Raw genomic sequence first — 12,984 nt, 5'->3', positions numbered from 1 at the left:
CCCCGGGCCGGGCGCGCCGCACCGCCCGCTCATTCGGTACTGCGTTCCTCGTCGCCGGCGCGCACCGCGACCACGCCGTCGATCTCGGACAGGCTCGCGGCCAGGTCGCCCGGGTCGCGGACGCCCCGAAGGGTCAGCGCGACCCGGACCCGGCCGCCGGCACCCTCCTCGACCTGCTCGGTGGAGATCTCCGCGACGGCGATGCCGCGGTCGGTACAGGCGGCCAGCGTGTTGCGCAGCACGCCCTGCCCACCGTGGTAGGTCATCGTCAGGTTCGACGGCGCCCACTTCGACCGCGGCAGCAGCCGGCCGATCGCCGGGTAGCCGTACAGCACGAGGAAGTGCCCGGCGGTCACCGCGATCGCGAGCAGCCACAGCCCGGCACCGCAGGCCATGCCGACCGCGGCCGACATCCAGATCACCGCGGCGGTGGTCAGACCGCGGACCGCGTCGCGGCGGACGAAGATCAGCCCACCGCCGATGAAGCCGATGCCGGACACGATCTGCGCGGCGATCCGGGACGGGTCGAGGGTGACGTGCTCGCCGAGGATGTCGCTGAAGCCGTACTTGGAGATCAGCATGATCAGCGCCGCGCCGACCCCGACGAGGGTGTGGGTGCGCAGCCCGGCCGCCTTCTGGGCGAGTTCCCGCTCCAGGCCGATGACCGTACAGAGCACCAGCGCGAGGGCGAGTTCCCCGATCTGGGTCCAGCCCTGCCCGATGGGCTCACCGAACGCCACTATATTGGTCATACCGGTTGAGGATCCTCCCTTCCTCTCGCGGTAACGCGAGACGGGTAAGGGTAGCGGAAAACCCTCCGACATAGCGTTAAGTGGGCCGTAAGATCACATCGAAAATAGTTCATTTCGCATCGGCATAACACTCCGCGGTCGCCACGTCGAGCGGGAAGCGCACCCGGGTCGGCCCGAACAACATCCCCGTCGCCGCCTGCGCCGACGCGGTCACCGCGGCCGTCACCTCGCCCGCCAGCTCCCGCCGGCAGTGCACGACCACCTCGTCGTGCTGAAAGAACACCAGCTCGGTACCGTCCATCGAGGCCAACCGCCGGCGCAACTCGGCCAGCAGCAACAGCGCCCACTCCGCCGCCGTCGCCTGAATGACGAAGTTGCGGGTGAACCGGCCGCGGGCCCGCGCCGACGACGCCGACACCGGCTCCGCCGCCTCGGCCGGCTCGCCCGGCCCGGCGACCGGGGTCGACGCCGGCGGGCAGGTGCGCCCCAGCAGCGAACGCACCAGGCCGCCCTGCTCACCCACCCGGGCCGCGGCCTCCACGTACCCCACCGCGTCCGGGAACCGCCGCCGCAGGGTGGCGAGCAGCGCGCCACCGGCGCCGGTGGTGCCCCCGTACATCGCGGCGAGCAGCGCGACCTTCGCCTTGGCCCGGTCGCCCTCGAACGCCGAGGCGGCGAGCGCCGCGTACATGTCGCCGGGGCCCGCCGCGGTCGCCATCCCGCGGTCCCCGGACAGCGCCGCGAGCACCCGCGGCTCCAACTGGCCGGCGTCGGCCACCACCAGCACCCAGCCCGGTTCCGCCACCACCGCGCGACGCACCGCCTTCGGGATCTGCAACGCACCACCGCCCCGGGTGCCCCACCGCCCGGACACCACCGCGCCCGCGACGTACTCCGGCCGGAACCGGCCGCCGACCACCCAGTCGGCGAGGAACTGCCACCCGTTCGCCACGTGCAGCCGGGACAACTCCTTGTACCGGAGCAGCGGCGCCACCGCCGGATGCTCCACGTCGCGCAACACGTACGCCCGGGTCGAGGGCACCGCGATGCCCACCTTGCGGAACGCGGCCACCACCTCCGCCGGCGAGTCCGGGTTGAGCCGAAACCCGAAGGCCGCCTCGATCTGCGCCGCCAGCCCGGCCAGCACCGGCGGCCGGCCACCACCGGTCGGCCGGGCCCCGAGCGCCTCGGTCAGCAACCGGTCGTGCACGTCGGCCCGCCACGGCAGGCCGACCGCGCCCAGCTCCGCCGCCGCCAGCGCGCCCGCCGACTCCACCGCGACCAGCAGCCGGAACCGCGCCGGGTCGGGCAGCGCGCCGATGCGCGCGAGCTGGTCGGCGTGCACGCCGGCCACCGCGGCCAGCGGCGACGCCGCGCCCGGCAGCGGCTGGCGGGCCGGCGCGAACAGCGCCGGCTGGGTCGGCCGGCCCGGCTGCGGCGCGCCCGCCAGCGGCTCGTCGTCCGGCACCGGCAGGTCGTGCAGCCGGGCCCACGCCGCCGGCAGCGCCCGCGGCTCACCCCAGCGGCCGGCATGCCCCAGCAGCAGCCCCTCGGTCAGCGCCAGGTCGTGACACCGGGCCACCCGGGCGCCGTCCCGCAGCAGGCCCGGGTAGCAGCGCGCAGTGTCCGGCCAGACCCACCGCACGTCGCCGGCCTCGCGGGCACCCACCGCCGCGGCCAGCGCCGGCACGGCGGTCGCGGCACCGATCGCACCGGACGCGTCGAGGCCGGCAAGCGCGCCGCCCCCGGCCTCGTCGTCGTACACCGCCCACCGCACGCCTCGATCCTGCACCCACCCACCGACAGGATCGCCGTACCGCGAACGCGACGGGGCCCGCCGGATCTCCGGCGGGCCCCGTCAGGGCGGTACTGGGTTACTTCGCTGCCGCGAGCGTCGCGGTGGCGGTGTGTGACTTGCCGTTGCGGGTGTAGGTGACCTTCACCTTGTCGCCCGGCTGGTGCTGGGCCACCACCGAGACCAGCGTGTCGGAGTCCGGCACCTTGGTCCCGTCGACCTGGGTGATCACGTCACCCTTCTGGATGCCGGCCTTGTCGGCCGGGCCACCCTTGGTGACCGCCGCGACGAGCGCGCCGCTGCCGTTGCCGTTCGAGTCGGTGGCGCTGGTCACCGAGACACCGAACAGCGGGTGCTGCACCTTCTCGCCCTTGATCAGCTTGTCCGCGGTGGCCTTCGCGGTGTTGATCGGGATCGCGAAGCCGATGCCGATGCTGCCACCCTGGCCGCTGCCCGAGCTGTCCGACGAGCGGATCGCGCTGTTGATCCCGATGACCTGGCCGGACATGTTCAGCAGCGGGCCACCGGAGTTGCCGGGGTTGATCGCCGCATCGGTCTGGATCGCGTTCGGGATCGTGATCGAACCGCTCTGCTGCTGTTGCTTCTGCGGGTCCTGGAAGTTGAACGGGTTCTGCTGCTGCGGCTGCTGCTGCTGTTCGGTCGACACCGTGTAGCTGCGGTTGAGCGCCGACACGATGCCCTGGGTGACCGTACCTTCCAGGCCGAGCGGGCTGCCGATCGCCACGACACCGTCGCCCGGCGAGAGCTTGTCGCTGTTGCCGATGGTCGCCGGCTTCAGATCCGACTTGCCCTGCGCCTGCACCACGGCGAGGTCGCCGGACGGATCCCGTCCGATGATCTTCGCCGGCGCCTGGCTGCCGTCGTCGAACGTGACCTGGATCGAACCGTTGCCCCCGCGGCGGCCTCGACCACGTGGTTGTTGGTCACGATCATGCCGTTGGTCGAGATGATGACGCCGGAACCCTCGTCTCCGGACTGGCCGGACTGCACCTTCAGCGACACCACGCTGGGCTTGACCTGCTTCACCATGTCGGCGAGCGAGCCGCCCTTGACCGACACCGGGCTGGACACGACCGTCGACTCCATCGGCGTGTTCCCGTCCAGCGCGTGCACCGTGACACCGCCGACGACGCCGCCGGCCAGCACCAGGACGACCGCCGCGGCGCCGGCCGCGACCCACCGGCGGGCCCTGCTCGGCGGCTTCGGGCCGTACGGCCCGGGCTGCTGCCAGCCGGACGCGCCGTAACCGCCCGGGTAGGCCGGGACCTGCTGAGTCGCGCCGAACTGGCCGGTCGTGTCGGCCGGCCCGCCGATCGGCTGACCGGGCACGGGCTGGCCGGGCACGGGCTGGCCGGCGGCCGGTTGGTACGGGCCCGCCGCGGGCTGCTGCCCGTACGGCCCCGCGGCCGGCTGCTGCGGCGGCGTGCCGGCCGGCTGCCCGTACGACTCGGTGGCGTACTCGGAGGGCGGACCGGCCTGGTCGCCGGCCGGACCGGCGCCGGGCGCGCCCTGCGCACCGGCCGCCGCCGGCTGCGCCCAGCCCGGCGGGTTCGCATCGTCCGGCTGGGCCGGGTTCGCAGCCGCCGCGGGTTGCGCCGGGGCGGCGGGCTCGGGCTGCCCGGCGGTCGCCGCGGGCTCGGGGTGGGCGGCGGCACCGGCGGACCACTGCTGGTCGGCGCCCGACGCGCCGGGGGTACCGCGTCGGGCGTGCTGGCTGCGGTCGCGCCGGCGGCCGGAACCGCCTGCGTCACGTCCTCGGACCCGGCCGCGCCGGCGAACCCCGGAGTGCCCTCGGGCCCCGGGGTGTCCTCGGGCTCCGGGGTGTCCGCCGGCTCCGGCGTGGCCGGCGGGCCCGAGGTGGCGGCCGGCTCCGGAGCGTTCGCCGGGCCCTCGTCGGTACCGGCGTCGACCGGCGGTGTCGTCGAGTCGGGCGCGGCACGGTCGGCGCCGGTCTGGTCGGCGGCCGGTCCGGACGCCGCGGCGGGCTCGGTCGGCTGGCCGGGCCCGGCCGCGGGCTGCTCGTCGGCGCCCCTGGGGTCGCGGTCCTGAGTGCTCATGGGCGGTCTCCGCTCCGCTGCCTCCGACCATCAGTCACGGGCGCGCCGTACCGCTGGGTCGCTCGCTGTCGCTCGCTCATGGGGCCAGATTTGCTCGACAGCCTGCGGTCGGCCTGGGCTCTCCCTGAGAATCCCCTGGGAGCGTGAATCCCTCTGGGGATCACTGTCCGAATCAATCGGACAGTGATCTCGCCATCACCGGATCCCCCGGTTGGGCCGTCACGCGCCCGGCGCGTCACTCGTGCAGGGTGCTCGGATCCACCGTCGGCGCCGGCAGGCCGAGTGCCGCCACCGCGGCGCGTGCGTCGTCGGTGAGCGGTACGCCCCATCGATCGTAGAAAGCCGTCAGGTCGGCGCCGGCGATCCGGCTGGTGTACGAAGCGAGGTACCCGAACCGCACCTCGGTCGCGTCCGGCGCGTCCCACTGCGTCTGCGGGTTCTCCCGGCGGATCAACCGGTGCAGCCGCGGCCAGAAGTCGTCGCCGAAGCCGAGCGTCAGCTGGTTGAGCATCACCAGCTTCTCGTACGCGCCGAAGGTGCTCGCATAGTCCACGCCGGCGGTGCCGAGCTTGGGCAGCGCGCTCTGGTACGGGGTGAGCCCGGTCTTGCCGTCCGGCACGGTCAGCCGCGGCTGGTCGCCGAGCGCCCTGCCGACCGCCAGCGAGTACAGGTTGACGCTGACCTCGGTGAGCACCGCCGGCTTGTAGGCGAACTGCTGGTGTTCGTGACCGAGCTCGTGCCACATGCCCCAACCGTTGGTGCGCAACGCATCGACCACCAGCAGGCGGTCCAGGTAGGTGTTCGGGAAGGCCATGTAGCCGTGCGAGGTGTACGCACCGACACCGGGTCGGGTCGCGGTGATGTTGACGAAGTGGTACGGGTGGGCGTTGCGCCGGTCGATCGGGTTGCGCCCGGCCAGCCCGCTGGTGGCGTCCTCGACCGCCACGATGCGCGCGAACAGGGCCAGCAACGCCGACTGGTCCTCCGCCGCGTACTGCGCTGCAGACTCGCGCTTGACCGTGAGGATCACGTGGTCTGCGGTCAGCTCGGCCCACGGGGTCGCCCGCTGGTCGAGCTGGCGGCGGAACTCGGCGTTTCCGGTGCTCCCCAGCCGGAAGTACGGCACCGGTCGGGCGGCGGCGCCGAGCGTCACGGACACCGGTTGCCCGTGCCCCACCGCGGACAGGTACACCATGCCGCCGTGCGGGTCGGTCACCGTGTTCGCGCCGGCGGTCAGCGGATAGCTGCGCGGCGTCTTGGCCTGGTCGTCCGCGTCCGGGGCGCCGATGTGCAGGGCCGGGACCACCGGTCCGTCGTGTACGGTCAGGCGCAGCGGCGTGTTGGGCGGCAGGTAGTAGCCGGTCGACTCGAAGTCGGTGGCGCGCAACGCCTGCGCCAACCGTAGCCGCTCCTGCTCGGCGGACGGCTTGGCGGTGAACCGGACGGTGCGGTCGCCGGCCGGCCCGGGCGCGGCGGTCGCCGGCCCGGTGCCGAACCCGGTGGCGGCGACGGCCGCGCCCGCGGCGGCCGAGGAGAGCAGTGCACGTCTGGACAGGGACATCCGAACCTCCACAGTGGACGCCGAAGCCTCGGCGAGTGAACGGGACGCCGCGCGGACGCGGGGTGTGCCGGCCGGCGCGGTGCCACCCCCGCGGCCGGCAGCGGATGATGCGATCGGGAGTCTCAGCGCAGCAGCGCGGCGGTGTGGGTGGCGCCGCTGGAGCCGCCGACCGCGACGGCGAGTACCGCCCGCGGCCCGGCCGACACCAGTCGTACCGTGTCGTCCGCGTCGGTCAGCCGCCGCACCGGGAACGGCAGCGTCACCCGCACCGTCTCCGCGGTACGGCTCGGATCGCTGACCGCGACGGTGATCCGGGCGCCGTCCGCGGCGACCAGTACCGCCGCCGGGCCGTCGGTGGCGAGCCGCCCGGCCTGCCCGGCCGCCTGGAAGGTGGCCATCGTCAGGCGCGGCCGGGAAACCTGGATCGCTTGTACCGCAGCGGTGTTCGCCAGTACCCGCACCGGCGGGTCGGCCGCCCAGCGGGCGGTCGCCGCGGCCGACGCGGTGGGCAGCAGCACGTACTGGTAGCCGGCGTCCGACGGCGTCGTGCCGTGGTCGAACCACAGGGTCAGGTACCGGCGGGTCAGCTCGTCGCCGTTGCCGGCGGTGTCCGATCCGGTGTTGATGTCGTGCCAGCTGCCGGTGCGCTCGGCCCGTTCGGCGTGCAGTGTGGCGTCGCCGCCGAACACGTAGCCGCCGACGCCGTCCAGGTGCGCCCACCGCGCGCCGCCGAACCGCCCCTGCCAGCCGAGGTCGTCGGGCTGCCGGTGCCCGTCGACCAGCAGCCGGTTGGTACCGCCGGCGTGCAGGTTCCGGTTCTCCACCACCGACAGCACCGGGTGCTCGTCGCCGGACCGGGCGATCCCGGCGCCGAGCGCGACGACCGCGTCGTCCAGCAGGAACCACGACTTGCGGGCCGTGATGGTCCGGTCGTAGGAGGTGAACGCCATCCCCACGGCGCCGTACCGGTCGGCCAGGCTGGTGCCGCCGACCCAGGCGTCGAAGGCGATCGGCCCGGACGTGCCGTGGCTGACCGCGTCCGCCCGCGGCTCGGTGCCGACGGTGACGCCGGGCAGCCGGTACGGATCGACCGTGGGCCAGAACCCGTCCGAGAACTGCGCCAGGTCGTCGGCGAGGTAGAGGTAGGTCATGCCGTCGCCGGTGTACCAGCCGTGCAGGTTCTCGCCGTTGCCGCACTCGTACCGGAAGATCCGGTCCGAGCTGAGCCCGAGCGTGAACGACCAGTCCCGGCGCCGGTGCACGATCCGGTCCTGGTGCGGGAACTGCCGGTGGTACTCCGGTTCCGGTGTCGCCGTGACGCCACCGTCGGCGAGCACCGCCTTCGCCGCCACCAGCTGCGGCAGCGTCGCGGTGGCGAGGTAGGGCCGGGCGGTGTCCCGGCGCAGCCAACCCTTCGCGAGCGCCCGGAAGCTCGCCGCGTACGACGCCGGCGCGCCCTGGGCGAGCAGCAGCACGCTGTCGACGATGCCGTGCCCCGCGTCGTGGTCCGACGAGTGCTGCCGGGACACCGCGCGCCCGCGCACGCAGTCCATCATCGCCCCGCTGGTCAGGAACGGCGCGTAGCTCGCGGACACCGCGTCCAGCACGACGTTCTGGTTCGGGTCGGTGATCGCCCAGCTCGATCCGGCCAGCAGCAACAGCAACCGGGAGATGTCGTCGAGCAGCACCGCACCGTACGAGCCGACGTACGGGATGCTGTCGTGCTGGATGAACGAACCGTCCCGGTAGAACCCGTCGCCGCGGGTGACGTACTGGAAGATGCCGTACCGGCCGGAGTCGCGAACGTCCGAGACGCCGTCCCGGGCCAGCGCGATCCGGTCCGGATCGCGGCCGACGATGCCGCTGAGCGCGACGATCACCGCCTTGTCCATCCGGTTCGCGCCGGTCTCGGCGAGGCTCGGGTAGTTCGTCCGCCGGTCGGCGTTCGGCACGAAGTGACCGATCACCCGCAGGTGGTTGGCGAGCTGGTCGGCGGGCACCTGGCCGGGCAGCAGCACCAGGATCTGGGCGAGCGTCTTCGGGCAGCCGATCTCCCAGTTCCACCAGTTGCCGAGTTCCCGGGCGTTCTCGTTGTACCGCTTGCAGTACACCAGGTCCAGCGCGCCGACGATGGCGGCCAGCACGGCACCGTCGCCGTGCTTCGCCGCACCCTCGGTCGCCCACGCGACCGCCAGCGTCAGCAGCCGGTTGAGGCAGGCGTTGGCGTTGACCCCGTCGGTGGCGGTCAGCGGCAGGTCCGGCCACGGGGTCGCCGCATCGGCGCCGGTGTCCATCGCCTGCCACACGCTCTCGGCGGCGTCGTCCACATCGGACAGTGCGCGCACCACGTCCGGGTCGGCCGGATCCGCGGTGCCGCCGGTGAGCAACGTGGCCCAGCGCCGGCGCAGCGTCTCGAACTCGTCGGCGTCCCCGGCGCGGGCGGCTCGGGGCGCGAGAGCCGACGCGCCGCCGGCCGCACCGACCGCCGCGGCGCCGAGTACCAGCGCCTGCCTCCGGGTCATCTCCATGCCGGTCTCCTCACTGGGTCAGGGTGACGGTGCGTGCCTGGGTGTCGAGTACCTCGGTGCTGTGGTGGTCGCCGCAGGTGCCGTCGGCACCGTAGTTGGGCGTGCCCGGCGCCGATCCGTCGTTGCCGACCGGGTAGCCGAACACGGCCGCGGCGGCCGGTTCCGTGTCGCAGGAACCGGTGGGGCGGGCGAAACTCTCGATCCAGTTCGAGGAGTAGGACAGCCCGTCGGCACCGGGCGCGCTGGTGATCTGCCCGGCCTGCTGCCAGCTGGACGTCGCGGGGTCGTAGACCTCGCCGAGCCAGGTCACCGAACCGTCCGCGCTCTTCGCGGTCTGCCACACCCGCAGGGTGTACGTGGTGCCGATCTGCCAGCCGAAGTCGCGGACACAGGTCCAGCCGGAACCCTCGCTGTCGAAGGCGTGGCAGCTCGCGCCGGCGGATGCGGTGCCGCCGACCGCGTTCCACACCGAGAACACCAGCCGGTGCTGCGGCGCGTTCGCGTTGTCCTGCAGCCCGACGTAGAGCGCCGCACCCGTGCCGCTCTGCGCGATCTGGTGGGCGAAGAAGCGATCCGTTGCGGTCGCGGTGATCCGGATCGTCTGATCCACGTTGTACATGTCGGCGGCGGTGGAGTGCCAGTTGTAGTGCGGGTCCGCGGCCACCGCCGCGGCGGGGCTGCTCGCGGCGACGAGGCCGGACGCCGCCAGCAGGATGGCGAGGGCGCACCGCAGCAACGGGCGGAGTCGGAGTGTGGTGCCGGGTCGAGGTACGGTACCGAGGCGGTGCATGCGGTGCCCCTTCCTGGTCGTACGGGTGAGATCCGGGCCGGAAGCCGGTGCCGCCGGTCCGCTAGAGCGGTTCGACCTCGCCGGGCGGGCTGGCGCCGGCGGCCCGGGCCACCGCGACCGCCGCCGGCGGCAGCGCGGTCAGCCCCTCCTGGTTGTCCACCAGGGTGCTGCCGGCGCCGGACAGCGGTGGCGCGGTGGTCGAGGACCAGTTGTGCGTCGCCGTGTTGCCGACGCCGTAGCCGGCCCAGTTGGACACCCACTTGTAGCTGATCCGGGTCAGCACGTTGTGCTCGACGAGGATGTACGAGCTCTGCTCGTCCAGGTAGACGCCGTTGGCGCCCTCGCCGTCGGTCTTCGGGTAGTCGGACCGGTCGAGGTAGTTGCCGCTGATCACCGTGCCGGGCTGCTGCCCCTGGGTGTAGATGGCGCCGCCGTCGTGCTGCCCGGCCTCGGGTCGCATCACGTCGATCAGCCGGTTTCCGGTGATCCTGTTGTCCCGCAACGGGGTGTGCTGCGCCTGCGGCTGGTTCCAGCCCCAACCGACGCTGATCGCGCTGTACGGCAGGTGTTCCAGCGTGTTGTGGTCGATGGTGAGGAACGCGTCGTACGGCGACCAGATGCCCACCGCGTCGGTGAACTCCGCGCCGATGCCGTGGAAGGTACTGCCGGACACGGTATTGTGCGTCGAGGTCGCCGCCGGGCTCGGATGCGGGTCGGTGTCCCCGACGTACACCCCGCCGCTGCCGAGGTCGTCGAACACCCCGCGCGACACGGTGCAGTACTGGCAGCCGTGTTCCAGCACCGCGCCGGCGCCGGCCAGCTGGGTGAACGTGTCGTGGTCCAGCGTCACGCGGTGCCCGGCCCGTACCGTGACGGCGCCCGTCGGCTTGGTGTAGTACTGCCCGGAGTGGTCGGTCGGCCCGGTCCCGGTCAGCGACAGGCCGGCCTGCATCCCGTCGTACCCGGTGCCGGTGCCCGGCTGGTTCCAGGCGGCGTGGGCGAACGACAGGCCCCGCACCGTCACGTCGTGCACCGGGGCGTCCGGCGTGCCGTCGACGACCAGCAGCTGCTCGGTCACCGGTACCTCGATGTCCGCGGTGCGTGGGTCCTCGCCGGGCCGGGCCAGGTAGGTCAGCGTGCCGTCCGAGGCGGACACGAACTCACCGGGCCGGTCCAGCAGTTCGGGCGCGTTCTCGAAGTACTGCACGCCGTGGTACGAACCGCCGCCGAGGGCCGAGGCGTCCCAGCCGGGGCCGGTTCGCCCGGTGCCCGGGCGCCCGTTGCGCCAGCACGGCTGCGCCATGACCAGGTCGGCGCCGTCGGTCCCGGCGACGTCGCAGTGGTACGAGCGCCACCGCGACTGCGCGACCATGGTGACGTCGGCGGGGTCGCTCCAGCCGGCGACGATCGCCGCACCGGCACCGGTCAGGCCGGTCCCGGTGACCGCGCAGTCGGTCCGGTCGCACGCCTCGCCGCGGGCGGGTTCGGCTCTGGTCCCGTCGACGAACAGCTGGCGCGGCCGGCTGGTGCCTCCGGTCCGACCGCGCCAGGCCGCCTGCCACCGGCCGGTGCGGGCGTCCACCAGCCGCCAGCCGCGGATCCGCGCGCCGCCGTCGAGGACGGGGTGGGCGCCGGGCTCGGCGCCGACCGTCACCGGGCGGCCCAGGTGGCCGGACATCGCCGGGGTCAGCCGGACCGGTTCGGTGCGCCGGTAGGTGCCGCCGGCCAGCAGTACGGTGACCGGACGATCGCGCGCGGTCCAGCGCGCGATGTCGTCGATCGCGGTGGGCAGCGAGCAGGGATGGCCGGGGCTGCACGCGCTGCCCATGCCGCGTGGCGCCGCGTGCAGCACCTTCGTCGCGGGTGCGGCGTGCCCGCCGCCGGCCGGCACGAGCGCGAACGCCGCCGCGCCGAGGGTCACCACCAGAGGGATCCGCATGTTCACACTCCTACTGGAGCCGGCAGGGGCCGGCGAACGGTGCGGGGCAGGAACGGACCGGCGGTCGAGACAGGGTTCGCGAACCGCGCGGCACGTCACACAGTCTGGTAAGCGCTTACTCGTTCGTCAAGGGCCAAAGATGGCTCAATACCAAGGAAGTCGAAGAATCGACGAACGAATATAGAAAGGGGGATAGAAAGCGATTACTGTTGCCGCCACGCACGACGGCCCCGACACCGTCGACGGTGTCGGGGCCGTGGGACCGGTCCGGTCAGGTCAGCGCCGCACCTGACCACCCTCGAAGTAGTCCACCAGCTCCGGATCGAGCGGTGGCACGTCGTACGGAGTGCCGTTGTCCCGCAACGACTTCGTCGCCTGCACGCCGGCCGCGACGCTCATCCGGGCGGCGACCGGCGACGTGTCGGTCCTGCCGCCCTCCCGGACGAACCGGCAGAACTCCGCGATGATCTTCGGATCGGCGCCGCCGTGCGAGCCGCCCGAGTCCGGCACCCGGTACTCGATGTCGGCATCCGGGCGGTAGCCGGATCGCTTGGCGTTCCACACCTTCACCACGTCGCCCGGCCCGTCGCCGAAGTTCTCCAACCGGCCGGCGTCGCCGATCACCGTGTAGTTGCGCCAGTAGTCCGGGGTGAAGTGACACTGCTGGTACGCGGCGAGCACGCCGTTGTCCAGCCGCATGTTCACCAACGACACGTCCTCCACGTCGACCACGTCGTTGAGGTCGTGCTGGGAGCGCGGCGGCCAGTTCGTCGCCGGGGCGAGCCAGTCGTCGGTCTTCGGTTCGCCGGGCGCGCGGCGCGGCAGGTCGCCGTACACCTTCAGATCGCCCAGCGCCTGCACCTGCTGGGCGTAGCCGCCGGCGATCCAGTGCAGCACATCGATGTCGTGTGCGGCCTTCTGCAGCAGCAGGCCGGTGGTGTTGCGCCGGTCCGCATGCCAGTCCTTGAAGTAGAAGTCGCCGCCGTGCCCGACGAAGTGCCGCACCCACACCGTCTGCGGGGTACCGATGTCGCCCCGCGCGACGATGTCGCGCATCAGCCGCACCACGCCCATGTGCCGCATGTTGTGCCCGACGTAGATCCGGGTGCCGGTGTCCCGGGCGGTACGCAGCATCGCGTCGCACTGCTCGATGGTGATGCCGAGCGGCTTCTCCACGTACACCGGCTTGCCGCCGCGCAGCACGTCGAGCGCGATCGCCTCGTGCGTGTGGTCCGGCGTGTTGACGACGATCGCGTCCACCTCGGGCGAGGCGATCAGGTCGCGGTAGTCGGCCGTGACCAGCTCGGCGCCGAACTCCGCCGCCTCCTTCGCCCGCACTTGCTCGTCCAGGTCGCAGACCGCGACCACCCGCGAGCCGGCGCCGGGCCGGTGTGCCGCCACGGCAAGGCTGCGGCGCAAGCCGAACCCGATCACGCCCAGCCGTACCTCGTCGCTCATCGCTCCCCCATCCTCGTCCGCCTACCGCATCCGTCCGACGCATCCTGCCGCGCCCCGCCGGCACCACCGCCGCCGGGCGCGGG

9 protein-coding genes are annotated in these 12,984 nt (G+C 73.2%); all 9 read right to left on the bottom strand.

Annotation, left to right across the window (positions count from 1 at the left end):
• Positions 1-29 precede the first annotated feature (29 nt).
• The 9 genes from Athai_RS03605 to Athai_RS03565 all read right to left on the bottom strand — a co-directional run bounded on the left by Athai_RS03605 (position 30) and on the right by Athai_RS03565 (position 12,901).
• Positions 30-752, bottom strand: coding sequence for an MgtC/SapB family protein (locus Athai_RS03605; protein WP_203960147.1), 723 nt, complete (start codon positions 750-752; stop codon positions 30-32).
• 109 nt (positions 753-861) lie between these two features.
• Positions 862-2,529 (bottom strand): bifunctional 3'-5' exonuclease/DNA polymerase, encoded by a 1,668-nt coding sequence (locus tag Athai_RS03600; RefSeq protein ID WP_239156696.1) that lies wholly within the window; start codon positions 2,527-2,529, stop codon positions 862-864.
• A gap of 97 nt (positions 2,530-2,626) precedes the next feature.
• Complete coding sequence (locus Athai_RS03595) at positions 2,627-3,403, bottom strand: S1C family serine protease (protein WP_275422635.1); 777 nt, start codon at positions 3,401-3,403, stop codon at positions 2,627-2,629.
• A complete protein-coding gene (locus Athai_RS34680) occupies positions 3,343-3,897 on the bottom strand; it encodes a S1C family serine protease (protein WP_203960145.1) in 555 nt (184 codons plus the stop codon). The genes Athai_RS03595 and Athai_RS34680 overlap by 61 nt, the downstream gene beginning before the upstream one ends.
• Before the next feature lie 963 nt (positions 3,898-4,860).
• Entirely contained in the window at positions 4,861-6,186 is a 1,326-nt protein-coding gene (locus tag Athai_RS03585) for a M60 family metallopeptidase (RefSeq protein WP_203960144.1), read from the bottom strand.
• 122 nt (positions 6,187-6,308) lie between these two features.
• Positions 6,309-8,714 carry a polysaccharide lyase 8 family protein gene (locus Athai_RS03580; RefSeq protein WP_203960143.1) on the bottom strand — a complete coding sequence of 802 codons (2,406 nt, stop codon included), beginning with the start codon at positions 8,712-8,714 and terminating at the stop codon, positions 6,309-6,311.
• A gap of 10 nt (positions 8,715-8,724) precedes the next feature.
• A complete protein-coding gene (locus tag Athai_RS03575) occupies positions 8,725-9,504 on the bottom strand; it encodes a DUF3472 domain-containing protein (protein WP_203960142.1) in 780 nt (259 codons plus the stop codon).
• A 61-nt stretch (positions 9,505-9,565) separates the two neighbouring features.
• Complete coding sequence (locus tag Athai_RS03570) at positions 9,566-11,443, bottom strand: right-handed parallel beta-helix repeat-containing protein (protein ID WP_203960141.1); 1,878 nt, start codon at positions 11,441-11,443, stop codon at positions 9,566-9,568.
• A gap of 276 nt (positions 11,444-11,719) precedes the next feature.
• Positions 11,720-12,901: a Gfo/Idh/MocA family protein gene (locus Athai_RS03565; RefSeq protein ID WP_203960140.1), complete on the bottom strand. Its 1,182-nt coding sequence runs from the start codon at positions 12,899-12,901 to the stop codon at positions 11,720-11,722.
• Positions 12,902-12,984: the final 83 nt, after the last annotated feature.

The sequence above is a fragment of the Actinocatenispora thailandica genome (genome assembly GCF_016865425.1).
Lineage (GTDB): Bacteria > Actinomycetota > Actinomycetes > Mycobacteriales > Micromonosporaceae > Actinocatenispora > Actinocatenispora thailandica.
This window is presented reverse-complemented; position numbering and strand designations above follow the sequence as displayed.

Coding starts and splice junctions, on each gene's coding strand:
- Athai_RS03605 (WP_203960147.1), bottom strand. CDS start 752: ATGACCAATATAGTGGCGTTCGGTGAGCCCATCGGGCAGGGCTGGACC.
- Athai_RS03585 (WP_203960144.1), bottom strand. CDS start 6,186: ATGTCCCTGTCCAGACGTGCACTGCTCTCCTCGGCCGCCGCGGGCGCG.
- Athai_RS03580 (WP_203960143.1), bottom strand. CDS start 8,714: ATGGAGATGACCCGGAGGCAGGCGCTGGTACTCGGCGCCGCGGCGGTC.
- Athai_RS03575 (WP_203960142.1), bottom strand. CDS start 9,504: ATGCACCGCCTCGGTACCGTACCTCGACCCGGCACCACACTCCGACTC.
- Athai_RS03570 (WP_203960141.1), bottom strand. CDS start 11,443: ATGCGGATCCCTCTGGTGGTGACCCTCGGCGCGGCGGCGTTCGCGCTC.
- Athai_RS03565 (WP_203960140.1), bottom strand. CDS start 12,901: ATGAGCGACGAGGTACGGCTGGGCGTGATCGGGTTCGGCTTGCGCCGC.